This window comes from Halomonas sp. LBP4 (genome assembly GCF_003202205.1).
Lineage (GTDB): Bacteria > Pseudomonadota > Gammaproteobacteria > Pseudomonadales > Halomonadaceae > Halomonas > Halomonas flagellata.
Genome location: NZ_PDOG01000004.1, coordinates 172,559 through 197,623, shown reverse-complemented (window position 1 = coordinate 197,623; position 25,065 = coordinate 172,559). Strand labels below are relative to the sequence as shown.

Here is a 25,065-nt window from a genome sequence, read left to right as displayed (position 1 = left end):
GACACCGATGAAATACGAAACCCAGAAGGTGGCCCTGCCCTTCTTCATGGTGGCCATGGCACTGTTCGCGTTGCAGGTCGTCTTCGGCCTGCTGGCTGCCTCCGTCTATGTCGCGCCGAATTTCATGGCCGAGCTGATGCCCTTCAACGTCATGCGCGTCAGCCACACCAACCTGCTGATCGTCTGGCTGCTGATCGGCTTCATGGGCGCCACCTACTACCTGATGCCGGAAGAGGCCGAGCAAGAGATCCACAGCCCCGGCCTGGCCTATGTGCAGCTGGCGATCTTCGCCTTCGCCGGTGCCGCCGCCCTGGTCGGCTACCAGTTCGGGATCCATGAGGGACGCGAGTTCCTCGAGCAGCCGTTCTGGGTCAAGGTGCTGATCACCATCTCCTTCCTGATGTTCCTGTTCAACACCAGCTTGACCCTGGCCAAGGGCCGCAAGACCGCCATCAACCTGGTGCTGATGCTGGGGCTGTGGCTGGCCGCGGTGTTCTGGCTGTTCGCCTTCTACAACCCCACCAACCTGGCGGTGGACAAGCTCTACTGGTGGTGGGTCGTGCACCTCTGGGTCGAGGGCGTGTGGGAACTGATCATGGCCTCGCTGCTCGGCTACCTGCTGATCAAGATGACCGGGGTCGACCGCGAGGTGATCGAGAAGTGGCTCTACGTCATCGTCGGCCTGTCGCTGTTCTCCGGTCTGCTGGGCACCGGTCACCACTACTACTGGATCGGGGCGCCGAGCTACTGGCAGCCCATCGGCAGCATCTTCTCCACCCTGGAGGTGATTCCCTTCTTCGCCATGGTGGTGTTCGCCTTCACCATGTTCTGGAAAGGCAGCCGGAACCACCCCAACAAGGCCGCCATGCTCTGGGCGCTGGGCTGCCCGACCATCGCCTTCTTCGGGGCCGGGGTGTGGGGCTTCATGCACACCCTGTCGTTCATCAACTACTACAGCCATGGCACCCAGGTCACCGCCGCCCACGGCCACCTGGCCTTCTATGGTGCCTACGTGATGCTGATGCTCGGCATCATCACCTTCGCCATGCCGCAGCTGCGCCGCGTCCAGCCCTACAACCAGGTGCTGAACATGTGGGGCTTCTGGATCATGACCTCGGCGATGTGCTTCATGACCTTCACCCTGACCTTCGCCGGGGTGGTGCAGACCCACCTGCAGCGCGTGCTGGGCATGAACTTCATGGAGGTGCAGAGCCAGCTCGGCCTCTTCTACATCATGCGCCTGGGCGCCGGTGTGGCCGTGGCCGTGGGGGCGATCATGCTGATCTACGCCTTCTTCGGCCCGGCCCGCGAGCAGGTGCCGGGCGGCGGCACCCAGTTGACCGCGGGCGCCCAGCGCCTCTGAACGAGGCGGCCCCCACGGGCCGCCTGCCTCGAATCCGAACCGGGAGTGATCCCCATGCCCCTTTCCCCCCTGGCCACCTCCGCCAGCGAGCGCGAGCTGCCCTTCTACCAGAGCGTCGGCAACGAGTGCGGCATGTTCGAGCAGGCCTTTCGACAGCGCCTGCCGCTGCTGCTCAAGGGGCCGACCGGCTGCGGGAAGACCCGCTTCGTCAGCCATATGGCGGCGAAGCTCGGGCGACCGCTGTTCACCGTCTCCTGCCACGACGACCTGACCGCCGCCGATCTCACCGGCCGCTACCTGCTGCAGGGCGGCGAGACCCGCTGGGTCGATGGCCCCCTGACCCGTGCCGTGCGCGAGGGCGGCATCTGCTACCTCGACGAGGTGGTGGAAGCACGCAAGGACGTCACCGTGGTGCTGCATCCGCTCACCGACGATCGCCGCCTGCTGCCGCTGGAGCGTACCGGCGAGCTGCTCGAGGCGCCGGACGACTTCATGCTGGTGGTCTCCTACAACCCCGGCTACCAGCACATCCTCAAGTCGCTCAAGCCGAGTACCCGGCAGCGCTTCGTGGCCATGTCCTTCGACTTCCCGCCGCCGGCGACGGAACGCGACATCGTGGCCCGCGAGAGCGGCCTGCCCGCCGAGCGGTGCGCGGCGCTGGTCAACCTGGCGGCCAGCCTGCGGGCCATGAAGGGCCAGGACCTGGAGGAGGGCGTCTCCACGCGCCTGCTGGTCTACTGCGCGACCCTGATCCATGCCGGCATGCCGATCCTGGAGGCCGCCCGCGCCACCCTGGTGGAGCCGCTCTCCGACGATGCCGACGTCCAGGAGGGACTGATGGAAGCCATTTACGCCACCTTCGGTTAGCCAGGCGCCGCCGCGCCACTGGACTAGCGGACATCGCCCGTGTGAGAGGCGCCGGGAACAGGTCGAAGAGGAGGTCATTTGCCATGGGTGAGGCGAAAGCCGAACGGGTTGGCCATGGATGGCCAACCCAGGTCCTGCAAGCGGAGCAGGATGCGAGAGCGCCGCAAGGCAAATGTAGCGCCCAGGGATCACAGCGCCTCCTCGTAGGCCTGTTCCCGGCAAAGCCCCGGTGGTTTGTGAGCGTTACGTTAATCCAGCCCGACACATTCTCCAGGAGGGTATAGATGCTCGATTTCCTCGAGGTCGAGGAGTTCGTCGGCCGCCACTGGCACCGCTGGGCCTCCGGGGCGGCGAGCTATCCCGACCACCCCGAGGCGGCGGTGACGCTCGAGTCGCTGCGCCCCATGCTGGGGGTCTTCTTCCGCGCCGGCGGCGGCGAGGCGGGCCTCGAGGTGGCCGCCATCGCCCGGCGTGGCTCCGCCCACCGGCTGAGCCTGCGCCAGCGCCTGGGCCTCGACGAGGAGGACCTCGACCAGGCCCGCCGCGACGAGGAACACCTGCTGTTACCGCCGCGCCTGGCGCTGTTCCCCGAGGCCGCCCTCAACCGCGACCTCTACCTGTGGCTCACGGCCTTCCTGGCCGAGGCTCGGCCGGTCGAACCGGCCGCCGATCCGCTGCAGGCCGACCTGTTGCGGCTGCGCGAGGCGCGGCGTGCCACCCGCGCGGCGCTGTCCCGCTTCCCCGGGTTCACCGACCGCTATGTGCACCTGTGCGGCGAGCTGCTGGCGATCCGCCCGAGACGCAAGCGGCTGCCGCCCCGCGAGGCGGCCCTGGAAACCGCCCTGTGCGCGGAGCTGGGCGCCCCGGACCCCGAGGGAGACTGGGCCCTGGCCATGCAGCGCGCCATCCGCGACGCGGCCTTTCCGCTGGACGGCTTCCGTGTGCCGCGTGGCTATCGGCCGCCACTGCCGGTACCGCTATGGGGCCAGGCCGTGACCCTGGGGACCCGTGGCGGGGCCCGCGAGGCCACGATGGACGACGAGGCCTCCCTTGCCGACGACAGGCCGCAGGCGGAGGACGACCATGGCAAGCGCAAGGCCGACCGCCGCGAGCAGGACCAGGCCGACCGCGACGATCCGCTGATCCTCAATGCCTCCGAGAAGATGCTCTCCTGGGCCGAGATGGTGAACCTCAACCGTCACGTTGAGGACGAGGAGGAGGAAGCGGCGAAACAGGCCGCCGACCAGATCGACGAGATCGTGCTCAGCCCCAACCGCCAGAAGGCGGCCTCCAGGCTCAAGCTCGATCTCGACCTGGCCCCGGACGAGGCCGCCGGCGGCCGGCTGAAGGGACGCCATACCTACCCGGAGTGGAACCATCGCAAGCAGGCCTACCTGCCCGACCACTGCGTGGTGCACAGCGAGGTGCAGAGCGAGGAGGGCGAGAACTGGACGCCCGACGAGGTGACGCGTCGACGCATCCGCCGGGTGCGGCGCGAGTTCGAGGCGCTGCGCCCGCGTCGCGAGATCCTGCGCGGCCAGCTGGACGGCAGTGACCTGGACATGGACGCCGTGATCCGCGCGCGCTGCGACCTGGCCGCCACCGGCGAGGCCAGCGATCGGTTCTACCTGGCCAGCCGCCCCCAGGCCCGCGACCTGGCGGTATCGATCCTGGTGGACGTCTCGCTCTCCACCGAGGCCTGGCTGGAGGATCGCCGGGTGCTGGACGTGGCCAAGGAGGCGCTGCTGGTGCTGGGTCACGGCCTGGCTGGCTGCGGCGACGACTACGCCATCCACAGCTTCACCTCCCAGCGGCGCCACAAGGTCTGGGTCAACACCCTCAAGGACTTCGACGAGCCCATGGGCGAGCGGGTGTCGCGGCGCATTGCGGCGCTCAAGCCCGGTGCCTATACCCGCATGGGGCCGGCCATCCGCCACCTGGCCGGGCAGCTTGCCGAACGACCCAACCGCCATCGGCTGCTGCTGCTGCTCACCGACGGCAAGCCCAACGACAACGACTACTACGAGGGGCGCTACGGCATCGAGGACACTCGCAAGGCGGTGCTCGAGGCACGCCGCCAGGAGGTGCGCGTCTTCGGCGTGACCATCGACCGCCAGGCGGGGCGGTACATCCCGCACCTGTTCGGCCGTGGCGGCTACGCCATCGTACAGCGCCCCGAGCATCTCTCCCTGGCCCTGCCGGGGATCTACCGCCAGATCATCGCCACCTGAGGAGGTTGCCGTGACGACCCGTTCCCGACTCGCCCTGGCCGTGACGGCCTGGTGCCTGGCCGCCGTGGCGGTGGTGCTGCCGCTGGTGTGGCTGATCAACAACCGCGACTGGGGCGTGGCGCTGATGCTGCCGGTGCCCTTCGTGGTCTACGGCCTGCTGCGCCTGGGCCGGGCCCTGGAGGGCTGGGCCCGGGCGATGCCGCCGCCGTCCGGGCGCGAGGGTTTTCGGTAGTAAACTGTTTGTAGTACCTGAGGCGGCCACGGCACTACGGCGGGACGTCCCTGGCGTAGATGCGCTTCCCTGCCACGAAGGTTTGTTGCGGCTGGAGGTCGCCGTCGAGCAGGGTCACGTCAGCATCATGGCCGACGGCCAGGCGGCCCTTGTGGTCATGCAGCCCCAGCACCCGGGCCACATGGCCCGAGATCAGGCCCAGGGCCTGATCGAGTGGCAGCACTTCCTCGCGTACCAGGCGCTGCCAGTCCGCAATGAGCGCGGTGTTGCGCGCCACCCGCATGCCGATGTAGTTACCCTGGTGATCGAACTCGGGCAGGCTGCCGTTGCAGTCGGAGCTCATGGTGATACGGGTTACCGGCACGCCGCGCACGAGCAGCCGCGATACTGCATCGAAGCCGGAGAGGCCCTCCTCCCCGGGGTCGTCGAAGGCGGTCACATCCACGCTGGCGGCGAAGGCCAGCGCATAGTCGGCGGCCTCCTCGAGCAGGGCGCGGTGGCGGTTCACGTGGGTGGGGATCACCTGCTCGGCGGGAATCTCGGTCTCCGCGAGCAGCCGGCGCAGCGGCTCGATCCCCCGCTGTCCGTCGCCGACATGAAAGTGGCAGATGCCGCGCTTGCCGGCCAGCATGCCACCGACGCGCGCCTCGCTGACCAGCCGCGCGATCTCGTCCTGGCGTGGTTGGCTGGAGCGATGATCCGAGATCGCCAGCTCGCCCAGACCGATGACCTCGGGAATCCAGGCCAGGTCGCGCTGCACGTCGCCGGTGAGGGTCGGTGGCGGCACGCGATACGACCCCGTGTACATATAGGCCGCGATGCCCTCGGCCTTGAGCCCACGCACCTTGGCCAGCAGGTCCGCCGGCGAGCGGCTGATGCCGTCGGTGCCCAGCACCCCCACCACGGTGCCGATACCCATGGCGGCGATCTCCCGGGCGGTGATCGCCGGGCAGCGGGTACCGCAGCCGCCTTCGCCGCCGCCACCGGTCACATGCACGTGCTGGTCGATAAAGGCGGGAGCGGCGGTGAGGTCACGCGCCTCCACCAGGCGCACGGGCCACCCTTCCGGTACGGCGAGATCGCGCCCCAGCGCCGCGATCCGTCCGTCCGCTATCAGCAGATCGGTGGCCTCGAGGGGCGCCGGTGCGAAGATGCGGCCGACGCGCAGCAGGGTCAGCAGGGGGGCGTCCCGATCATCAAGGGGCATCATGGCGGCTCGCCGGTGGGTTCAGTCGACGCCGGCGGCGAGAAGCGGCGGCCCTTCAGGCGCTCGATGGTGCCCTCGACATCGTCGATCAGCAACACCAGCAGGTCACCTTCGCCGGCCTCCTCGAAGGCCCGGTCGACGGCCTGGTGCTCCTCCAGGACGATCTCGACCCGGCAGGCCCCCATCGACTCGGCACCGTCGCGCAACAGGCCGGCGGCTTCGCCGATGGCACGACCGCGGGCGTCGGTCTCGTAGATGAAGACGACATCGTGCATCCGGGCGAGCAGCGTGCCCAGGCTGAACAGGTCCTCGTCGCGGCGATTCCCGGGCGCGCTGGCCACGCTGATGCGTCGTCGCGCCGGGATACAGCTCACCAGCTCGCTGAGGGCTTCGAGCGCCGGTACATTGTGCCCGTAGTCGATCAGCACCTTCATGCCGTTGGCGTCAATGAGGTTGGTGCGTCCGGGATTCTGTCCGGGGGTGGGATGGAAGGTCTGCAGACCCATCTGGATATCGGCGATGGAGAGCCCCAGGGCATAGGCGCCCGCGCTGGCGGCCAGGGCATTGGCGACATTGAAGCGGGCGTGCCCCTCGAAGGTGATCGGCACGTCCACCACCGGGATCACCTCGGCCTCGACATGGCCCTGACGCATCACGATACGCCCATTGTGGACCGTGAAGGCGACGCCGTGATCGCGAACATGTTGGCGGATGGGGCGGGAATCCGGGTCCAGGGTGAAGAAGATGATATCGCCCCGGGCCCACTCCTGGCCGGCCAGCACCCGTGGGTCATCGGCATTGAGCACGGCCGTACCGCCACGGCGCACGGCGTCTATCACCACGGTCTTGCAGCGCGCCAGCTCGTCGAGGGTGTGGATGTCATGCTCACCCAGGTGGTCGCTGGCGATATTGAGCAGCACACCCACGTCGCACTCGTCGAACCCGAGGCCTCGGCGCATGATACCGCCGCGGGCCACTTCGAGCACGGCGTATTCGACCGTGGGTTCGCGCAGCACGATGGCCGCTGCCTGGGGGCCACTGTAGTCGCCGCGCATGATGACATGGTTGTCGATCTCGATGGCGCCGGTACAGGCCATGCCGACGTTGCGTCCCGCCTGGCGCAGCAGATGCGAGAGCAGGCGCACCGTGGTCGTCTTGCCGTTGGTCCCGGTCACCGCAGTGATGGGAATGCGGGCGTCGGTCTCGCTGTCCGGGAACAGCATGTCGATCACATGCTGCCCGACATCGCGGCCGTTGCCGTGGGTGGGCGACAGGTGCATGCGAAAACCGGGCCCGGCATTGACCTCGACCACCGCGGCGGACTGCTCCTCCAGTGGCCGGGTCAGGGTCTCGGCCAGCAGGTCGATGCCGATGATGTCGAGCCCGATCAGGCGCGCGATTCGCTCCGCCGCGTAGCGTACCTCCGGATGGACGTCGTCGGTCACGTCCGTGGCCGTGCCCCCGGTGCTCAAGTTCGCCGTGGACTTCAGATAGACGATCTCATTCTTCGGGATCACGCTGCGCAGGGTCAGGTTCTGCTGGTCGATCAGCCGCTGCGACTGCTCGTCCAGCTGTATCTGCGTGAGCAGGTTCTCGTGCCCGACGCCGCGACGCGGGTCCTGGTTTTCCCTGTCGACCAGGGCCTGCAGCGTGGCGACCCCATCGCCGATCACATGGGCCGGTCGCCGCCTGGCGGCGGCCACCAGCTTGCTGCCGATGACCAGCAGACGATGGTCCTCGCCCTCGATGTATTGCTCGACGATCACCGAGGGGTTGCGGTGGGAAGCGATGCCGAAGGCCTCGCGCAGGGCCTGGCCATCATCGATGTTGGTGCTCACGCCGCGGCCGTGGTTGCCGATCAGCGGCTTCACCGCGACGGGATAGCCGATGTCGCGCGCGGCATCGAGGGCTTCATCGACGGAGGCGCAGACCCGGCCGTGGGGAACCGGGATGCCGGCATCGCCGAGCACCTGCTTTGTCCAGGCCTTGTCGTCGGCGATGCCGTAGCCGATCAGGTCCGTATGGCAGGTCACCGTCGCCTGGATTCGCTGCTGGCGGTGGCCGTGACCCAACTGGATGTAGCTGTTCTCGTCACTCAAGCGGATGTGGGGAATGCCACGACGCTCGGCGGCCGCCACGATCGAGGCGGTGGAGGGGCCCAGCATGTGGGCGTCGCGCACCGCCTTGAGGCGGGCGATGATCGCTGGCATGTCGATCTCGCCGCCATGGAACAGCCGGGTGACCAGCTCGACGGCTTCGACCCCGGCCGCCAGGCCGCAGGCTTCGTCCCGGTAGCGGTAGACGACGTTGTAGATCCCGGGCTCGTAGCTGTCGATGGTCTTGCCGTAGCCGACCGAGAAGCCGATCAGGTTCTGGAGTTCGATCGCTACATGCTCGACGACGTGACCGGCCCAGGTGCCTCGCTCCAGACGCTCCACGAAGCCGCCGGGTCGGCCGACCGAGCAACGGTGCTCCTGCAGGGTGGGCAGTAACCCGAGGAGGCGTTCGACGATGCCGGGAACGGTATCGCTGGGCCGTTCCTCGAGTTCGCCGATGTCCAGGCGCATGAAGATGGCCAGGTAGCGGCTGTAGTAGTTCGGGCCCCGCAGGGCCCGGTGCTCGAGGATATTCATCGGAGATCTGCCAGCGTGGTGACCAGCGCGTCGGCGGCAAGATAGCGACGCGCCTCGATATCGAAGCCGTGACCGCTGACCAGCGCATGCAGGATCAGGTGCTCGATGGCCACCGCCTCCCCCATCGACAGTTCGGCAATGTTCGAGTTCGCCAGGTCGCGGCTGTCGATGAGGATGACATGGCCCGGGCCGATGACTTCGAGAACCCGGTTCGCATGAATGATCACCGCGGCATCCTCGCCAAGCCCCACGCCCAGGTACTCCGGGTTGGTCGCCCCGACCTCCATCAGGCGCGTGAACCGTCCGCGCTCGAGAAAGTGGCTGTCGATGATCAAGCCTTCGACGAGCCCGAGGCCGAAGGTCATGTTGACGGCGCCCTTGCGCAGGGCATCGGCGGCAGCGCCGTTATAGATCATGGTGCCCGGCATGGCCGCCGCGCCGGCACTGGTCCCGGCCACTACCGCGCCCTCCTTCAAGCGGTTGCGGATGGCCTTCAGGGTCGCCGAGCCGCCCATCACGTTGGTCAGGCGGAGCTGGTCACCGCCGGTGAAGAAGATGACGCCGCTCTGCTCGATCAGGCGTACGGTGTCGGCCTCGGCCGCCTGGCGGCGGTCGCGGATGTCCAGGGAATGGACGCGGCTGGCACCCAGGCGCGAAAAGGCCGCTTCGTAGTCGGGCAGCACCTCGTCGGGAATGCTGCTCGCCGTGGCGATGACGGCGACCTCGCCATAGCCCTCGGGTGCCAGGGCAAAGACCTGTCTCAGGATCTCGAGATCGGAGGTCCTGTCCTCGGCTCCGCCGATGGCCACGATGCGGCCAGGTGCCACGGGGTGTTGGGAAGCCATAACCTGTTCGTCGCCCAGCGACGCTTTTGAGCAAGCGCAGACGCCATGTCCGCGTGAGTCACTTGCCGAATGGCATGATGATTGCTGCCTACGCTTTCACTTATAACAGTCATCCTGGCGCGGGGCACGTTCTCGCTGCCTCTTGCGCAACGATAAGGGGCGAATCGATACCGCTGCCTGCCAGGAGTCGCCACGGGCAGGCTCGAGCGTTCGATCCGCGGCAGGGGTACCTTGGGGCTGGAGTCAGCGTCAGCCGGCCAGCCGCGCCACCAGGTAACCGCCGCCGATCAGCGCCAGCGTCAGCACCACCAGCCCCACGAAGGCTCCCCGCCAGGCCGGTGTGGCGGCGCGCAGGTTGAGGTAGACCATCAGCAGCCGCTGGGCCTTGAAGCCGGTGGCGGCAAGCACCAGGCCCGCCGACCACAGCGGCAGCGCCTGCCAGTCGCCCTGGTCCAGGCGTGCCGAGACCATCGAGATTACCGTCAGGGCCATCAGGGTGGCCCAGGTCGCGAGCAGGCGGCGGGTGCCGGGATGGGCGGTCATGATCACCTCTGCAGTCATCGGTCGGTTGCCGTCATCTGAGCAGATAGACGAGCGGATAGAGCAGGATCCAGATCAGGTCGACCAGGTGCCAGAAGGCGGCGGCGGTCTCCACGTTGTCCAGCGAGGTGCGCCAGGTCACCAGCGCCAGCAGCCCCAGGCCGAACAGCACATGGGCGAAGTGGAAGGCGGTCAGCCCGTAGTAGAAGCCGAAGAAGGCGTTGGTCTCCGGCGTCAGGCCGGCGGCCAGCTTGTCGGCGTACTCGACGACCTTGATCACGCAGAACCCCACCCCCAGCCCCATGGAGGCCGAGAGCCACTGGCGGGCGCGGCGGATCCGTTCGGCACTAGTTGCCTCCACGGCCAGGGCCACGCAGAGCCCACTGGTCAGCAGCACCAGGGTGTTGAGCCCGCCCATCAAGGGGTCGAGCTCGCGCTGGGAGACATCGAAGAGCGCCGTGTCGGCGGCACGTTGCCAGGCGTAGAGCGCGAAGAAGGCGGTGAAGACCAGCAGTTCGCTGAGGATCAGCACCCACATCAGCGGGTTGCCGGGCAGTGCCGAGAGAGGCCCCCAGCCGGGGTTGGGCAGCGCGCGGCCGCTCATCCGTCCGCCAGGGTCACCCGGGCGCCGCCGAAGGCCAGGCTGCGCGGGTTGTCGACCGGGCGGTTGTCGGTCAGGCGGGCGATGCCCACCCCGCAGCGGCCCACCATCCAGATCAGGCAGGCGGTGAAGTAGAGGTAGCCGAGCGCCCAGGGGGCCAGGGCGGGCAGGCCGACCAGGCCCAGCAGCTGCCAGGCCGCCACGAACAGGCCGCCGCCCAGCACGCCCAGCCAGAAGGTGCGGATCTGGAACTGCAGGTGGGAGGCGACCCAGCCCTCGGCGTGGCGCCTTGCCAGGTGGGCGATCAGCACGCCCAGCGGGGCGGTGATCACCGCCAGGATGCTGCCCAGTAAGAGCATGTAGACGACGATGGCCGTGCCGCGACCGCGGTCGGCCTTGCTGCCCTGGGCGGGTGCGGAAGAGGAGAGGGCTGCGGACATGATGGTGACCTCGCATCCGATGGTCGGCCGTCCCCTCGTGAGATACCGACCTATTGATGTATATGAAATACCACTATAGCGCGAAAGGCACCGAGATTTCCTGGCCTGGATCAAGTCTAATTCCATAAACGCGAATGCCGCCCGGGGGCGGCATTCGCGGCGCAGTGCCGAGAGATCAGGCCTCGGCCTGGCGGCCAGGGCGTAGTGGGCTAGACTCGATGGTCTGCTCCTTCTGGCCGGCGGGATGGTCCCCCACATCCTGGATCTCGGGCAGGTAGCGATAGCGTTCCTCGCCGAGTTCCGGCAGGCGGGCGCGCTCCATGCGGCGGATGGCGCCATGCATCCAGATCAGCGAGATGGCCACCAGCACGAAGAGCACCATGTAGGAGCTGGTCCAGACCCCGGTGAGGTCGAGAACGGCGCCGAACAGGATGGGCAGGAAGAAGCCACCCAGGCCACCGATCATGCCGACCAGGCCGCCCACCGAGCCCACGTTCTCCGGGTAGTAGACCGGTATGTGCTTGTAGACCGCGGCCTTGCCCAGCGACATGAAGAAGCCCAGCAGCACGGTCAGGAGCACCACGCCCCACAGCGGCATGGCCAGGGAGAAGGCGATCTGGCCTTCCTTGCCCTCCACCACATAGTGGGTCTCGGGGTAGGCGAGCAGGAAGAGACAGACCAGGGAGGCGATGAAGGTCAGGTACATGATCGCCCGGGCCCCGTAGCGGTCGGACATCCAGCCCCCCAGGGCGCGGAAGACGCTGGCCGGCAGGGTGTAGAGGGCGGCCAGCGAGCCGGCCACGGCGATGCTGACGTCATAGGCCCCCACGTAGTAGCGCGGCAGGTAGGAGGCCAGGGCGACGAAGGCGCCGAAGACGAAGAAGTAGTAGAGGGCGAAGCGCCAGACCTGCAAGTGCTTGAGCGGCTCCAGCTGTTCTCGGGCGGAGGTGGGTTTGCCGCCCTGGCCGCGGCGGGCCCGGGTCAGTGGGTCTTCCTTGGCGAATACCCAGAAGCCTACGGCGACCACCGCCAGCACGATGGCGTAGACCACCGCGGTCTGCTCCCAGCCCAGGGCCAGCAGCAGGAAGGGGGCCGCGAAGTTGGTGACCGCCGCCCCGGCGTTGCCGGCGCCGAAGATGCCCAGCGCGGTGCCCTGCTTCTCCTTCTCGAACCAGTAGGAGGTGTAGGCGATGCCGACGATGAAGGAGCCGCCGGCCAGGCCGACGCCGAGGGCGGCGACCAGGAACATCGCGTAGGACTCGACATAGGAGAGCAGGAAGACGCAGGCCGCGGTGACCAGCATCAGCACGCTGAACACCCGGCGGCCGCCGAACTGCTCGGTCCAGATGCCCAGGAAGATACGGCTGATCGAGCCGGTGAGGATCGGCGTGGCCACCAGGATGCCGAACTGGGTCTCGTTGAGCCCCAGGTCCTGCTTGATCTTGATGCCGATGATGGAAAAGATCGTCCACACCGCGAAGCAGGTGGTGAACGCCAGGGTGCTGAGCGTCAGTGCCCGGTATTGCTGAGGTCGGGTCACGCCCTCGAGATGTTTCATGTCGAGCCTCCTTCGGCGATGCATGAATGGTCGCCTTCCAGACTGGCAGCTGGGGGGCGGAGGATATTGACGTACATCAAGTCCGTCTCGCCGCTACCCCTTGATATTCCGGGCCTATCCCTTTGGGGGTAGGGGCCGATGCTCCCTTCGACGATGCCGCCAACGACGACCGGGCCCGTCTCGGGGCCCGGTGGTCTTTGGATGGCGTGGTTTCAGGTCTCCGCGCGGTTCAGGGGTTCTTCACGTAGGCGTTGCCACGCAGGTAGAACCACCAGTTGACCACCAGGCAGAGGGCGTAGAAGACGGCGAAGCCGTACATGGCCATCTCCGGGGTGCCGGCCTTGATCTGCTCGCCCATCACCCGCGGGGCGATGAAGGCGCCATAGGCGGCCACGGCGGAGGTCCAGCCGAGCACCGGCCCCTTCTTCTGCTGATCGAAGATCACGCCGATGCTGCGGAAGGTGGAGCCATTGCCGATGCCGCTGGCGGCGAACAGCACGATGAACAGGACCAGGAACATCCAGAAGTACTGGTTCGGGTCGGTGGCGTTGTAGGCGAGCATCATCACGTAGCCCACGGCGGCGGAGGCCGCGACCATGATCACCGAGATGATCTGGGTGACGATGGCGCCACCCACCTTGTCGGAGATCCAGCCGCCCACCGGGCGGATCAGGGCGCCGACGAAGGGTCCCATCCAGGCCCAGGTCAGGGCGCTGGGGGCGTCCGGGTTGGCGACCCGGGTCACGCTGCCGTCGACGGCGACCTCCATCATGTTGCCGAAGATCACGGTGATGGACAGCGGCAGGGCGGCGGAGAAGCCGATGAAGGAGCCGAAGGTGGCGATGTAGAGCACGGTCATCGACCAGGTGTGCTTGTCGCGGAAGATCTCGAACTGCTTCTGGATGTTCGGCTTGATGTCACCGGGGATCAGGCGCAGCAGCAACAGGGTCAGCACGATGGTCAGCGGCAGCGCCAGCCACATGTTGAGCCAGCCGAGGGCAACGACGCCGACCACGGAGGTGATCAGGCCCACACCGTAGAGGCCGAGGATCTTGCCGAAGGCTTGCGCGGGGTTGCCCGGGTTGGGGGTGATGGTGCGCAGGTTGTTCATGCCGAACCAGCCGGCGAAGGCCAGCGGGATCAGGAAGACCAGCCAGATCAGGCCCGCATTCTGGATCCAGGTGTCGGTGCCCGCCTCGATGCGGCCGATCAGGGTGCCGCTGGCGCGGGTCAGCTCCATGGGATCACCGGCGATGGCGCCGAACAGGCCTACGGTCATCACCAGCGGGATCAGGATCTGCATGGTGGTGACGCCGAAGTTGCCCAGGCCGGCATTCATGCCCAGGGCATAGCCCTGCTGGTGCTTCGGATAGAAGGTCGAGATGTTGCTCATCGAGCAGGCGAAGTTGCCGCCGCCGATGCCCGAGAGCAGCGCCAGGGCCTGGAAGACCCAGAACGGGGTCCCGGGGTTCATCAGGGCCAGGCCGGTGCCCAGTGCGGGCAGCATCAACAGGGCGGTGGTCAGGAAGATGGTGTTGCGCCCGCCGGCGATGCGGATCATGAAGGAGGCCGGGATGCGCAGGGTGGCCCCGGAGAGGCCGGCGATGGCGGTCAGGGTGAACAGCTGGCTGACCGTGAACGGAAAGCCGAGGTTCTGCATCTGGGTGGTGATCATCCCCCACATCAGCCAGACGGCGAAGCCCATCAGCAGGCTGGGAATGGAGATCCACAGGTTGCGGTTGGCGACCTTCTTGCCTTCCCGCTCCCAGAAATCGTCGTTCTCGACATCCCAGTGTTCGATATCGGCATTCCTGCCGGGCCTGGCGATGCGACCGGTGTCGGCACTCGATTTAGCCATGGTGATTCCCCCTTGGGTATTACCGTTGCGCCCCGCCTTGCGGTCCACGGCGTGACACGGATCAGCACGCGGGGCTTTGAGGCGAAAGATACGCCGCGGCTCGAGGGGGCGAAACTGGCTAAAAATGCCGAAAAATCAGCGAAATACCTCTTGAGGGGTAGCCGGGGTATAAGGCCATCCGGTTGATAGCCAAGCGTTTTTTTCGCACGGGGGGAAAGAGGCAGGGCCGCTTGCGCGGCCCGGGATTATTTGGAGGTATCCACAGAGAACCCGTTACCTGCTACCGGTCGACGCCTTCCTGGACGGCCCACACCGCGGCCTCCACCCGGGAGCGCAGGTTGAGCTTCTTCAGCAGGTGCTTGACGTGGACCTTGACGGTGCCCTCGGTGATATCGAGCTTGCGGGCGATCAGCTTGTTGGAGAGCCCGGCGGCGAGCTCGCGCAGGATCTCCCGCTCGCGCTGGGTCAGGCTGTGGAGGTCCGGTGCCACCGGCCGGCTGCGCTGGCTGCGCAGCGCCTCGGCGAGCAGGGCGGTGAGGCTCTCGCTGATCACCATGCGCCCCAGGGCCACCTGACGCAGCTGGCGGACCATCTCGTCGGGGTCCATGTCCTTGAGCAGGTAGCCGTCGGCGCCGCTCTGCAGGGCGTCCACCACGTCCTCCTCGTGGTCGGAGACGGTGAACATCACGATGCGTCCTGCATAGTCCGTCTCGCGCAGCCGCTTGAGGGTCTCGATGCCGTTCATGCCCGGCATGTTGAGGTCGAGCAGGATCATGTCCGGGTCGAGCTCGGCGGCGAGCCGCACGCCCTCCTCGGGCTCGCCGGCCTCGCCGACCAGCTCGAGGTCATCCTCCAGCTCGAGCAGCTGGGAGACGCCACGACGCAGCAGCGGATGGTCGTCGATGATCAGGATGCTGGCGGGCGTATCGTGGGCTGACGTGGCCATCATGACTTATTCCCTGTTGCCATTGTGTTTGAGCGCGATGCGATCACCGGCCCGGTGCTCAGTGACGGGGGCGGTGGCAGCATCCGGGACATGTGAAGCGGGTTGCTGGGTGATCAGGCGTGCGGTCTGGGGCGTGAAGACGAGCTCGACGAGGGTGCCACCCGTGGGGCGATTGCGCAGGCTGAGCTCGCCCCCCAGGGTCTCGGCACGGTCGCGCATGATCACCAGGCCGTAGTGCATGGGTGGCGAGCGGTCGTCCTCGAGGCCGATGCCGTCGTCCTCGATCCGCACCCGGATACGGGCCTCGGCGAAGCGCACCGAGACCCCCGCCCAGTGGGCCCGGGCGTGCTTGTGGATATTGGCCAGGGCCTCGCGGACCACCTGCAGGACGTGGATCTCCTCGTTGGGATTGAGCAGGTGGGGCGGCACGTCGAAGTCCAGCTCGATGGGCGCCGCCATGCGCTCGGCGAATTCCGCGGTGGTCTGGCGCAGGGCGCTCGAGAGTCCCGGCCCCTCGAGCTTGAGGCGGAAGGTGGTGAGCAGTTCACGCAACTGGCGATAGGCACTGTCGAGGCCGGTGCGCAGTTCGTCGAACACGGCGGCCTGAGCCTCCCGGGGCATGTCCTTCTGCTGCATGCGCTCGAGCCGTGCCACCTGCATCTTCAGGTAGGAGAGCGACTGGGCCAGGGAGTCATGCAGCTCCCGGGCGATGATGGTGCGCTCGTTCATCAGCGAGACCTGCTGCTGCTCCTCGATGCGCCGCTGCAGGTAGACCGCGGTGGCCAACTGGTCGGCCAGGGCGTTGAGCAGGCGCCGGGTGCTGCTGGTCAGCGGCTGTTTCCTGGGGTGCCAGATCTCCAGGGTGCCGAGCATCTCGTCACCGACAGTCACCGGCAGCAGCAGGCACTCGCCCTCTTCGGTTTCGCGCAGTCGCAGGGGGCGCGGGTCGATCAGGCAGGCGTGGCAGTCGTGGTCGCGGCAGTACTCGGGGCGGCGTGCCGAGTGGGTGGCGAGTATCGGGATCTGGCGGTCGTCGATGGGGTCGTTGAGCGACAACCGGATGGGGCCGATCTCCAGCAACTGCTCGAGACGACGCAGCATGGGCGCGGCGCTGGAGCACAGGTCGTTGCCGCCGCCATAGAGCTGGCGGCTGCCGTCGTGCATGACCTGCATGGCCAGGTTGCTGCGCTCCAGCTCGGCCTTCTTGCGCGACACCCGCTCCTCCAGCTCGGCATAACTGGCGCCGAGCTCCTCGGCCATGGTGTCGAGGGTGCGGCCAAGCATCGCCAGCTCGTCGTGGCCCTGCAGGCGGGTGCGATGGCCGAAGTTGCGATGGGCGGCCTCCCGGGCCAGCACCATCAACTGGCGCAACGGGGTGACCAGGTTGTGGCGGATATCGTACAGGGCGATGGCCACGACCACGGCGGTCAGCCCCAGGAAAATGATCTGCAGCACACTGAGCAGGCGGATCTTCGATTCGCTGCTCTCCTCCAGCAGGGTCACCAGGCCATCGATCTCGCCCACCAGCCCCTCGAGGCGGGCACCGAGATCGCCGCTCTCGCCCCGAGGGCCGGCGGTAGTCGCCTCGATCCGGGGGGTGAGCTCCTGGTCCCAGCGCTCAAGCAGCCGCCGGTACTGGACCTGCAGGGCGTGATCGGCTGCCCCGGGCATGGCGCCGGTCAGCTGCGGGCTGGTCAGGCGTTCCCTGAAGCGCTGCGAGAGCGCACGCACCCGCTCGCGGTGCTCGGCCTCCGGCTGCTGCTGGTAGCGCTGCAGGGCAGCGACGATCTGGTAGGTGTTCATGCGCAGCGAGCCGGCCATGTTGATGGCGGCGGCGTCGCCGCGGCTGTTGCTGGCCACGGTCATGGTGACCACGATGCTGATCAGGGCCATGGCGCTGATCGCCAGCAGGGAGGCGATGATGCGGGCCACCAGGGAACGTTGCAGCAGTTTCATGGGTGAGGCGGGCCCTCCGGCATCGGGGCGGGCTGAAGGAGTCACAAGGCCATCATCATACCCTAGTAGGTAGGCCCTGCCCCCTCAAAGGTGTACCTCGCATGCCCTTTTGACCGGCGGGCCAAGGCTCACGAGAATTTTCCCATGCTTCCTTTCCCTTGTCTCGGAGTCCTGCCATCCCATGATGCCCCTCCGGGAAGACCCCGTCCGCGACACCGAAGGTGGTTACCGCTCGCTGGTGGTGGTGCTGCTCTCGCCGCTGGCCTTCGCCCTGGTCTTCGCCTGCTGGACGCTGTTCGCCGTGCTGGGCCTCGAGCTCAAGGCGGTGCTCGGCTTCGGCGAGCTCGCCTTCGCCGCCCTGCTGGCCGTGCCCATGCTGGTGGGCGGCCTGGCCAGCCTGCCCATGGCGGGCCTGGCGGTGAAGATCGGTGGGCGCCGGGTCATGCTCGGCTGCCTGCTGTTGATCTGCCCCTTCCTGTGGTGGATCAGCCAGGCGGGTCACTATCTGGAGTTCCTGCTGGCCGGGGCCGGCCTGGGGCTGGGGGCCGGGTCGCTGGCCGCCGGCCTGGTCTATGTGGCGACCCAGGGGCCCCGTCATCATGCCGGCCTGGCGCTGGGGCTCTACGGCGCCGGCATGCTCGGTGCCGGGCTGAGCTACCTGCTGCTGCCGCTGATCAGCCAGGCCTATGGCTGGCGCCTGGCGCCGCAGCTCTACCTGTTGCCGGTGCTGCTGGTGGCGGGCCTGCTGTGGCTGTTCGCCGACGACCAGGCCGATGCCTCTACCCGGGCGGTGGACGAGGTACTCGAGCTCGATGACGTGCCCCCACCGCCCGCCGGCTGGCGCCGGGCGCGGGAGCGCCTGGCTTGTTGGCAGCTGTGGCGGCTCGCCTTCGTCTACAGTTTCTTCTTCGGCGCCTTCGTGGCGCTGGCGCTGTGGTTGCCGGGCTACCTGGCGGCCCAGTACCGGCTGCCGCTCGGGAGTGCGGCGCTCTGGGCGCTGCCCTTCACCCTGGCGGTGGGCCTGGGACAGGTGATCGGTGGCGCACTGGCCGACTGGCGCGACTTCCGGGCCCTGCGCTGGTGGGTCAGCGCCTTCGTGCTGGCCTGTCTCTTCCTGCTCTCCTACCCCCCCTTCACCATGCAGATCGAGGGCGTCCACGGCGCAATCGCCCTGCGTTACGAAGCCCCGCTGTGGGGCTTCCTGTCGATGCTCACCGCCATGGGCATGGCCATGGGCATCGGCAAGGGTAGCCTGATGCGGTTGATCCACCGCGACCACGGCGACGACATGGCGCTGGTGGGCGGCCTGGCGCTGACCCTGGGGGGACTCTTCGCCGCGCTGTTGCCGATGATGTTCGTGCTCGGCAACGAGTGGGTCGGCATCCGCAGTGCCGGCTTCATGTTCCTCTACGGCTCGCTGGCGGTATGCATGCTGGTGATGCTCGCCGACCACGCCAGGGCGCCGCACTCGGCGGCCTGACGACCCTGTCATCATCGGCTTATCCCCTTGTTTCACGGCCTCTATCCCCTTGGGGGTAGAGGCGCGGTATATGGAGGTAACCGGGCAGTAATTCGCCGATCGATCCCCCAGAATCCTTGCCATGAACCTGCCTGGCGTGCGGCACGAGCTCCACGCGGCACGGCGGGCCGGGTGGCCGGAAGCGGTCACACATCTTTCGAGGAGCCTGGAGAGCGACCATGAGTCACTTCATTGATCGGCTGAACTTCTTCCGCAAGACTCGCGAGCCCTTCGCCAACGACCACGGCGAGCTGCGCGAGGAGTCCCGCGGCTGGGAGGACGGCTACCGGCAGCGCTGGCAGCACGACAAGGTCGTGCGCAGCACCCATGGCGTCAACTGCACCGGGTCGTGCAGCTGGAAGATCTACGTCAAGAACGGTCTTGTCACCTGGGAGACCCAGCAGACCGACTACCCGCGCACCCGGCCGGACCTGCCCAACCACGAGCCGCGGGGCTGCCCGCGCGGCGCCAGTTACTCCTGGTACCTGTACAGCGCCAACCGCCTCAAGTACCCGCTGATCCGCAAGCCCTTGCTCAAGCTGTGGCGCGAGGCCGTCGCCGAGAAGGGCGACCCCGTCGACGCCTGGGCCTCCATCGTCGAGGACCCGGCCCGGACCAAGCAGTACAAGCGGGCCCGCGGCATGGGCGGCTTCGTGCGCGCCGACTGGGATGAGCTCAACGAGCTGATCGCGGCGTCGAACGTCTACACCGCCAAGCAGTACGGCCCGGACCGGATCATCGGCTTCTCGCCGATTCCCGCCATGTCCATGGTCAGCTACGCCGCGGGCAGCCGCTACCTGTCTCTGATCGGCGGCGTCTGCATGAGCTTCTACGACTGGTACTGCGACCTGCCGCCGGCCTCGCCCATGACCTGGGGCGAGCAGACCGACGTGCCCGAGTCCGCCGACTGGTACAACTCCGGCTACATCATCGCCTGGGGGTCCAACGTGCCCCAGACCCGCACGCCGGATGCCCACTTCTTCACCGAGGTGCGCTACAAGGGCACCAAGACCGTCTCCATCACCCCGGACTACGCCGAGGTCTCCAAGCTCACCGACGAGTGGCTCTCCGCCAAGCAGGGCACCGACGCGGCGCTGGCCATGGCCATGGGCCACGTCATCCTCAAGGAGTTCCACCTCGAGCGGTCCAGTGCCTACTTCACCGACTATGTGCGGCGCTACAGCGACATGCCCTTCCTGGTCGAGCTCGAGGCCCGCGAGGATGGCAGCTACGCGCCGGGCCGCCAGATGCGCGCCAGCGACTTCGAGGCGAGCCTGGGCCAGGGCAACAACCCGGAGTGGAAGACCGTGGCCTGGGACGAGACCCGCGACCAGCTCGTCGTGCCGCGCGGTTCCATCGGCTTCCGCTGGGGCGAGACCGGCGATGAGGTGGGCAAGTGGAACCTCGAGTCGCTGGACGCCGAGGGTACCGAGATCAAGCCGCTGCTGACCCTGGCCGACCACCACGACGAGGTGGCGAGGGTCGCCTTCCCCTATTTCGGTGGCATCGAGCACGAGCACTTCGACCATGTGAAGAGCGGGGGGGCCAGCAACGAGCTGCTGTTCCACAGCCTGCCGGTCAAGCGTCTCAAGAAGGCCGACGGCAGCGAGGTGCTGACCACCACCGTCTTCGACCTGATGTGCGCCAACTACGGCATCGACCGCGGCTTCGGAGAGGACGACGGCGCCACCTCCTACGACCAGGTCAGGCCCTATACCCCGGCCTGGCAGGAGAGGATCACCGGCGTGCCGGCCGAGCAGGCCACCCGTATCGCCCGTGAGTTCGCCGACAACGCCGACAAGACCCGGGGTCGTTCCATGATCATCGTCGGTGCCGGCATGAACCACTGGTACCACATGGACATGAACTACCGCGGCCTGATCAACATGCTGGTCATGTGCGGCTGCATCGGCCAGAGCGGCGGCGGCTGGTCCCACTACGTGGGCCAGGAGAAGCTGCGCCCGCAGACCGGCTGGACCCCGCTGGCCTTCGGCCTCGACTGGCAGCGCCCGCCGCGGCACATGAACTCCACCTCCTTCTTCTACAACCACTCCTCCCAGTGGCGCTACGAGAAGCTCCAGATCAAGGAGATCCTCTCGCCGCTGGCCAGGGTCGAGGACTACCCCGGCAGCCTGATCGACTTCAACGTGCGCTCCGAGCGCATGGGCTGGCTGCCCTCGGCCCCGCAGCTGGGCGTCAACCCCCTGCGCCTGGCCAGGGACGCCAAGGCGGCCGGCCTGTCCACCGCCGACTACGCCGTGGAGCAGTTGAAGAGCGGCAAGCTCGCCTTCGCCGCGGAGGATCCGGACGCCCCCCGGAACTTCCCGCGCAACCTGTTCATCTGGCGTTCCAACCTGCTGGGCAGTTCCGGCAAGGGCCACGAGTACATGCTCAAGTACCTGCTGGGGACCCGCCACGGCATTCAGGGCAAGGACCTGGGCGAGGTCGGCGGCCAGAAGCCCGAAGAGGTCAAGTGGCATGACGAGGCGCCGGAAGGCAAGCTCGACCTGCTGGTGACCCTGGACTTCCGCATGTCCACCACCTGCCTCTACTCGGACATCGTGCTGCCCACGGCGACCTGGTACGAGAAGGACGACCTCAACACCTCCGACATGCACCCCTTCATCCACCCGCTGACCGCGGCGACGGACCCGGCCTGGGAGTCGCGCAGCGACTGGGACATCTACAAGGGCATTGCCAAGGCGTTCTCCAAGGCCTGCGTGGGGCACCTGGGCGAGGAGACCGACCTGGTCACCCTGCCGCATCAGCACGATTCCCCCGCCGAGCTGGCCCAGGTCGAGGTCAAGGACTGGAAGCGCGGCGAGTGCGAGCCGATCCCCGGCAAGACCATGCCGGCGCTGATCGAGGTCAAGCGCAACTACCCCGAGACCTATGAGCGCTTCACCTCCGTGGGCCCGCTGCTGGAGAGCATCGGCAACGGCGGCAAGGGCATCAGCTGGAACACCGAGAAGGAGGTGGACCTGCTCGGCAAGCTCAACCACCGCAAGCTGGACGGGCCGCACCAGGGTCGGCCGCGGATCGAGTCCGCCATCGACGCCGCCGAGATGATCCTGGCCCTGGCGCCGGAGACCAACGGCCAGGTGGCGGTGAAGGCCTGGGGCGCGCTGTCGAAGATCACCGGGCGCGACCACACCCACCTGGCGCATCCCAAGGAGGAGGAGAAGATCCGCTTCCGCGACATCGTCGCCCAGCCGCGCAAGATCATCTCCAGCCCGACCTGGTCCGGCCTCGAGGACGAGCATGTCTCCTACAACGCCGGCTACACCAACGTCCACGAGCTGATCCCGTGGCGCACCGTCAGCGGCCGCCAGCAGTTCTACCAGGATCACCCCTGGATGCGCGCCTTCGGCGAGAGCCTGCTGGTCTATCGTCCGCCCATCGATACCAAGGCGGCGATCAGCCTGGCCGAGACGAAGGGCAACGGCAACCCGGAGATCGCCCTGAACTGGATCACCCCGCACCAGAAGTGGGGCATCCACTCCACCTACAGCGACAACCTGCTGATGCAGACCCTGTCGCGGGGCGGCCCCATCGTCTGGATGTCCGAGGATGACGCCAGGGCCATCGGCGTCGAGGACAACGACTGGATCGAGCTCTACAACGCCAATGGCGCCATCGCCGCCCGGGCGGTGGTCAGCCAGCGGGTCAAGAACGGCATGGCGATGATGTACCACGCCCAGGAGCGGATCCTGAACATGCCGGGCTCCGAGATCACCGGCACCCGGGGGGGCATCCACAACTCGGTGACCCGCGTATGCCCCAAGCCGACCCACATGATCGGGGGCTATGCGCAGCTGTCCTACAGCTTCAACTACTACGGCACCGTCGGCTCCAACCGCGACGAATTCGTCATCGTACGCAAGATGAAGAAGATCGACTGGCTGGATGGCGAAGGCAATGACACCGTGCAGGAGGCCGTGAAATGAAGATTCGTTCCCAGGTAGGCATGGTCCTCAACCTCGACAAGTGCATCGGCTGCCACACCTGCTCGGTGACCTGCAAGAACGTCTGGACCAGCCGCGAGGGCGTGGAGTACGCCTGGTTCAACAACGTCGAGACCAAGCCCGGTATCGGCTATCCCAAGGAGTGGGAGAACCAGCACAAGTGGAAGGGGGGCTGGCTGCGTCGCAAGGACGGCCGCATCGAGCCGCGCATCGGCGGCAAGTGGCGGGTGCTGGCGAACATCTTCGCCAACCCCGACCTGCCGGAGATCGACGACTATTACGAGCCGTTCACCTTCGACTACCAGCATCTGCACACCGCCAGGCAGAGCGACCACCAGCCCACCGCGCGGCCGCGTTCGCTGATCTCCGGGGCGCGCATGAACAAGATCGAGTGGGGCCCGAACTGGGAGGAGATCCTGGGCACCGAGTTCGCCAAGCGGCGCAAGGACGCGAACTTCGAGCAGATCCAGGCCGACATCTACGGCCAGTTCGAGAACACCTTCATGATGTACCTGCCGCGGCTGTGCGAGCACTGCCTCAACCCGACCTGCGTGGCGAGCTGCCCGAGCGGGGCGATCTACAAGCGCGAGGAGGACGGCATCGTCCTGATCGACCAGGACAAGTGCCGCGGCTGGCGGATGTGTATCTCCGGCTGCCCCTACAAGAAGATCTACTACAACTGGAAGACCGGCAAGTCGGAGAAGTGCATCTTCTGCTACCCGCGCATCGAGGCCGGCCAGCCGACCGTCTGCTCCGAGACCTGCGTGGGCCGCATCCGCTACCTCGGCGTGCTGCTCTATGATGCCGACCGCATCGAGGAGGTGGCCAGCTCGGCGGACGAGCGCGACCTCTACCATCGCCAGTGCGAGATCTTCCTCGACCCCCACGACCCGGAAGTGATCGCCCAGGCCAGGAAGGACGGCATCACCGACAACGTGATCGCCGCCGCCCAGGCCTCGCCGGTCTACAAGCTGGCCATGGACTGGGGCCTGGCGCTGCCGCTGCACCCGGAGTACCGCACCCTGCCGATGGTCTGGTACGTGCCGCCGCTGTCGCCGATCCAGTCTGCCGCCGAGGCGGGCAAGGTCGAGTTCGACGGCGTGATGCCCAGGATCGAGTCGCTGCGCATCCCGGTGAAGTACCTGGCCAACCTGCTCACCGCCGGCGAGGAAGAGCCCGTGGTGCTGGCACTCAAGCGCCTGATGGCGATGCGTCTCTACATGCGCGGCAAGCATGTCGAAGGCCAGGCCGAGACCGAAGTGCTGGAGAGCGTCGGCCTGACCGAGGCCCAGGTGGAGGACATGTACCGCTACCTGGCCATCGCCAACTACGAGGACCGCTTCGTGATCCCCACCAGCCACCGCGAGATGGCCACCGAGGCCTTCCCGGAGCGCGGCGGGTGCGGCTTCAGCTTCGGCGACGGCTGCCACGGCGAGAGCGGCGACAGCCTGTTCGGTGGTCGCAAGACGACCACCACCCTGGTCAAGCCGGTGGAAACCTATGACCCGCAAGCCGAGGAGGTCCGTCATGGCTGAGGCCGCGATGCAATACCCCGCGACGGAGCCGGACATGCTGAGCCTGCGCGTGCTGGCCCGGTTGCTCGACTACCCCACCGAGGCGCTGCAGGCCGCGGCGCCGGAGATGATCGAGATCACCGATGCCGAGCTCCGGCTGCCGGCGACGCTGCGCACCGCCCTGATGGACTGGTGCCAGCGACTGCTGGATGCCGACCTGATGGACCTGCAGGCCGAGTACGTGGCGCTGTTCGATCGCGGGCGCAGCACCTCGCTGCTGCTCTTCGAACACGTCCACGGCGAGTCCCGCGACCGCGGCCAGGCCATGGTCGACCTGCTGGCCGAGTACAGCGCCGCGGGCTTCGAGCTCGACGCCCGTGAGCTGCCGGACTACCTGCCGCTGTTCCTGGAGTACCTCTCCACCCGACCGGAGGCCGACATCGGCCGCTGGCTGGGCGAGATCCGCCATATCCTGGCGCTGCTCGCCGCCCGGCTGGAGGAGCGCGACGCCGACCACGCCCTGGTGCCCCTGGCGCTGCTGGCGCTGATCGGCGCCGAGGCCGACGTCGACGCCCACCGCGAGCGGGTCGTCGAGGAGCCCCGCGACGACACCCCCGAGGCGCTGGACGAGGTCTGGGAGGAGGAGGCGGTGCGTTTCTCCGCCGAGTCCGACCAGGACTGCGCCCTGCAGTCCGCCGAGGGACGCCGACTCGCCGAGCGCAAGCGTGAGGTGCCCAGTGACCCCGTCCGTATCATGCCTGGCACCGGCCCGGCTGCCAGCTGAAGGAGA

18 protein-coding genes are annotated in these 25,065 nt (G+C 67.5%); 8 read left to right on the top strand and 10 right to left on the bottom strand.

The window, feature by feature from the left end; all coding sequences use genetic code 11:
• The first annotated feature begins 7 nt into the window (after window positions 1–7).
• The 4 genes from CR157_RS14300 (at window position 8) to CR157_RS14285 (ending at window position 4,693) form a co-directional block, all read left to right on the top strand.
• The gene (locus CR157_RS14300) at window positions 8–1,363 is read left to right on the top strand and encodes a cbb3-type cytochrome c oxidase subunit I (RefSeq protein ID WP_110284205.1); all 1,356 of its coding nucleotides are present in this window, start codon (window positions 8–10) and stop codon (window positions 1,361–1,363) included.
• A 54-nt stretch (window positions 1,364–1,417) separates the two neighbouring features.
• On the top strand, window positions 1,418–2,230 hold the full coding sequence (locus CR157_RS14295; protein WP_110284204.1) for a CbbQ/NirQ/NorQ/GpvN family protein: 813 nt from the start codon (window positions 1,418–1,420) through the stop codon (window positions 2,228–2,230).
• Between the two features lie 284 nt (window positions 2,231–2,514).
• Window positions 2,515–4,461 (top strand): nitric oxide reductase activation protein NorD, encoded by a 1,947-nt coding sequence (locus CR157_RS14290; protein ID WP_110284203.1) that lies wholly within the window; start codon window positions 2,515–2,517, stop codon window positions 4,459–4,461.
• A gap of 10 nt (window positions 4,462–4,471) precedes the next feature.
• Window positions 4,472–4,693: a hypothetical protein gene (locus CR157_RS14285; RefSeq protein WP_110284202.1), complete on the top strand. Its 222-nt coding sequence runs from the start codon at window positions 4,472–4,474 to the stop codon at window positions 4,691–4,693.
• A gap of 34 nt (window positions 4,694–4,727) precedes the next feature.
• Here CR157_RS14285 and iadA read toward each other — a convergent pair whose 3' ends face one another.
• The 10 genes from iadA to CR157_RS14235 form a co-directional block, all read right to left on the bottom strand.
• Entirely contained in the window at window positions 4,728–5,903 is a 1,176-nt protein-coding gene (gene iadA, locus CR157_RS14280) for a beta-aspartyl-peptidase (RefSeq protein ID WP_110284201.1), read from the bottom strand.
• Window positions 5,900–8,533: a cyanophycin synthetase gene (cphA, locus tag CR157_RS14275; protein ID WP_110284200.1), complete on the bottom strand. Its 2,634-nt coding sequence runs from the start codon at window positions 8,531–8,533 to the stop codon at window positions 5,900–5,902. The genes iadA and cphA overlap by 4 nt, the downstream gene beginning before the upstream one ends.
• The gene (locus tag CR157_RS14270; protein WP_110284199.1) at window positions 8,530–9,378 is read right to left on the bottom strand and encodes a cyanophycinase; all 849 of its coding nucleotides are present in this window, start codon (window positions 9,376–9,378) and stop codon (window positions 8,530–8,532) included. The genes cphA and CR157_RS14270 overlap by 4 nt, the downstream gene beginning before the upstream one ends.
• 249 nt (window positions 9,379–9,627) lie before the next feature.
• Window positions 9,628–9,921 carry a cytochrome C oxidase subunit IV family protein gene (locus tag CR157_RS14265; RefSeq protein ID WP_110284579.1) on the bottom strand — a complete coding sequence of 98 codons (294 nt, stop codon included), beginning with the start codon at window positions 9,919–9,921 and terminating at the stop codon, window positions 9,628–9,630.
• A 31-nt stretch (window positions 9,922–9,952) separates the two neighbouring features.
• Complete coding sequence (locus CR157_RS14260; RefSeq protein WP_110284198.1) at window positions 9,953–10,522, bottom strand: cytochrome c oxidase subunit 3 family protein; 570 nt, start codon at window positions 10,520–10,522, stop codon at window positions 9,953–9,955.
• Window positions 10,519–10,959, bottom strand: a complete 441-nt coding sequence (locus tag CR157_RS14255) for a DUF4870 family protein (RefSeq protein WP_110284197.1) — start codon at window positions 10,957–10,959, stop codon at window positions 10,519–10,521. The genes CR157_RS14260 and CR157_RS14255 overlap by 4 nt, the downstream gene beginning before the upstream one ends.
• A 175-nt stretch (window positions 10,960–11,134) precedes the next feature.
• Complete coding sequence (locus tag CR157_RS14250) at window positions 11,135–12,517, bottom strand: MFS transporter (RefSeq protein WP_110284196.1); 1,383 nt, start codon at window positions 12,515–12,517, stop codon at window positions 11,135–11,137.
• A 229-nt stretch (window positions 12,518–12,746) separates the two neighbouring features.
• A complete protein-coding gene (locus CR157_RS14245; protein ID WP_110284195.1) occupies window positions 12,747–14,375 on the bottom strand; it encodes an MFS transporter in 1,629 nt (542 codons plus the stop codon).
• A gap of 280 nt (window positions 14,376–14,655) precedes the next feature.
• Window positions 14,656–15,324, bottom strand: a complete 669-nt coding sequence (narL, locus tag CR157_RS14240; RefSeq protein ID WP_110284194.1) for a two-component system response regulator NarL — start codon at window positions 15,322–15,324, stop codon at window positions 14,656–14,658.
• 3 nt (window positions 15,325–15,327) lie between these two features.
• Window positions 15,328–17,277 (bottom strand): type IV pili methyl-accepting chemotaxis transducer N-terminal domain-containing protein, encoded by a 1,950-nt coding sequence (locus CR157_RS14235; RefSeq protein ID WP_110284193.1) that lies wholly within the window; start codon window positions 17,275–17,277, stop codon window positions 15,328–15,330.
• A gap of 181 nt (window positions 17,278–17,458) precedes the next feature.
• Between CR157_RS14235 and CR157_RS14230 the strand changes: the two genes are divergently transcribed.
• The 4 genes from CR157_RS14230 (at window position 17,459) to narJ (ending at window position 25,059) form a co-directional block, all read left to right on the top strand.
• Entirely contained in the window at window positions 17,459–18,757 is a 1,299-nt protein-coding gene (locus tag CR157_RS14230) for an MFS transporter (RefSeq protein WP_110284192.1), read from the top strand.
• A gap of 218 nt (window positions 18,758–18,975) precedes the next feature.
• Entirely contained in the window at window positions 18,976–22,743 is a 3,768-nt protein-coding gene (locus tag CR157_RS14225; protein WP_110284191.1) for a nitrate reductase subunit alpha, read from the top strand.
• Complete coding sequence (gene narH / locus CR157_RS14220) at window positions 22,740–24,296, top strand: nitrate reductase subunit beta (protein WP_110284190.1); 1,557 nt, start codon at window positions 22,740–22,742, stop codon at window positions 24,294–24,296. Before CR157_RS14225 ends, narH begins: the two co-directional genes overlap by 4 nt.
• Complete coding sequence (gene narJ, locus CR157_RS14215) at window positions 24,289–25,059, top strand: nitrate reductase molybdenum cofactor assembly chaperone (protein WP_110284189.1); 771 nt, start codon at window positions 24,289–24,291, stop codon at window positions 25,057–25,059. The genes narH and narJ overlap by 8 nt, the downstream gene beginning before the upstream one ends.
• Window positions 25,060–25,065: the final 6 nt, after the last annotated feature.

What these genes read in the sequence shown, in the direction of transcription:
- CR157_RS14300 (WP_110284205.1), top strand. Translation starts at nt 8, where the DNA reads ATGAAATACGAAACCCAGAAGGTGGCCCTGCCCTTCTTCATGGTGGCC.
- CR157_RS14295 (WP_110284204.1), top strand. Translation starts at nt 1,418, where the DNA reads ATGCCCCTTTCCCCCCTGGCCACCTCCGCCAGCGAGCGCGAGCTGCCC.
- CR157_RS14290 (WP_110284203.1), top strand. Translation starts at nt 2,515, where the DNA reads ATGCTCGATTTCCTCGAGGTCGAGGAGTTCGTCGGCCGCCACTGGCAC.
- iadA (WP_110284201.1), bottom strand. Translation starts at nt 5,903, where the DNA reads ATGATGCCCCTTGATGATCGGGACGCCCCCCTGCTGACCCTGCTGCGC.
- cphA (WP_110284200.1), bottom strand. Translation starts at nt 8,533, where the DNA reads ATGAATATCCTCGAGCACCGGGCCCTGCGGGGCCCGAACTACTACAGC.
- CR157_RS14270 (WP_110284199.1), bottom strand. Translation starts at nt 9,378, where the DNA reads ATGGCTTCCCAACACCCCGTGGCACCTGGCCGCATCGTGGCCATCGGC.
- CR157_RS14265 (WP_110284579.1), bottom strand. Translation starts at nt 9,921, where the DNA reads ATGACCGCCCATCCCGGCACCCGCCGCCTGCTCGCGACCTGGGCCACC.
- CR157_RS14260 (WP_110284198.1), bottom strand. Translation starts at nt 10,522, where the DNA reads ATGAGCGGCCGCGCGCTGCCCAACCCCGGCTGGGGGCCTCTCTCGGCA.
- CR157_RS14255 (WP_110284197.1), bottom strand. Translation starts at nt 10,959, where the DNA reads ATGTCCGCAGCCCTCTCCTCTTCCGCACCCGCCCAGGGCAGCAAGGCC.
- CR157_RS14250 (WP_110284196.1), bottom strand. Translation starts at nt 12,517, where the DNA reads ATGAAACATCTCGAGGGCGTGACCCGACCTCAGCAATACCGGGCACTG.
- CR157_RS14245 (WP_110284195.1), bottom strand. Translation starts at nt 14,375, where the DNA reads ATGGCTAAATCGAGTGCCGACACCGGTCGCATCGCCAGGCCCGGCAGG.
- narL (WP_110284194.1), bottom strand. Translation starts at nt 15,324, where the DNA reads ATGATGGCCACGTCAGCCCACGATACGCCCGCCAGCATCCTGATCATC.
- CR157_RS14235 (WP_110284193.1), bottom strand. Translation starts at nt 17,277, where the DNA reads ATGAAACTGCTGCAACGTTCCCTGGTGGCCCGCATCATCGCCTCCCTG.
- CR157_RS14230 (WP_110284192.1), top strand. Translation starts at nt 17,459, where the DNA reads ATGATGCCCCTCCGGGAAGACCCCGTCCGCGACACCGAAGGTGGTTAC.
- CR157_RS14225 (WP_110284191.1), top strand. Translation starts at nt 18,976, where the DNA reads ATGAGTCACTTCATTGATCGGCTGAACTTCTTCCGCAAGACTCGCGAG.
- narH (WP_110284190.1), top strand. Translation starts at nt 22,740, where the DNA reads ATGAAGATTCGTTCCCAGGTAGGCATGGTCCTCAACCTCGACAAGTGC.
- narJ (WP_110284189.1), top strand. Translation starts at nt 24,289, where the DNA reads ATGGCTGAGGCCGCGATGCAATACCCCGCGACGGAGCCGGACATGCTG.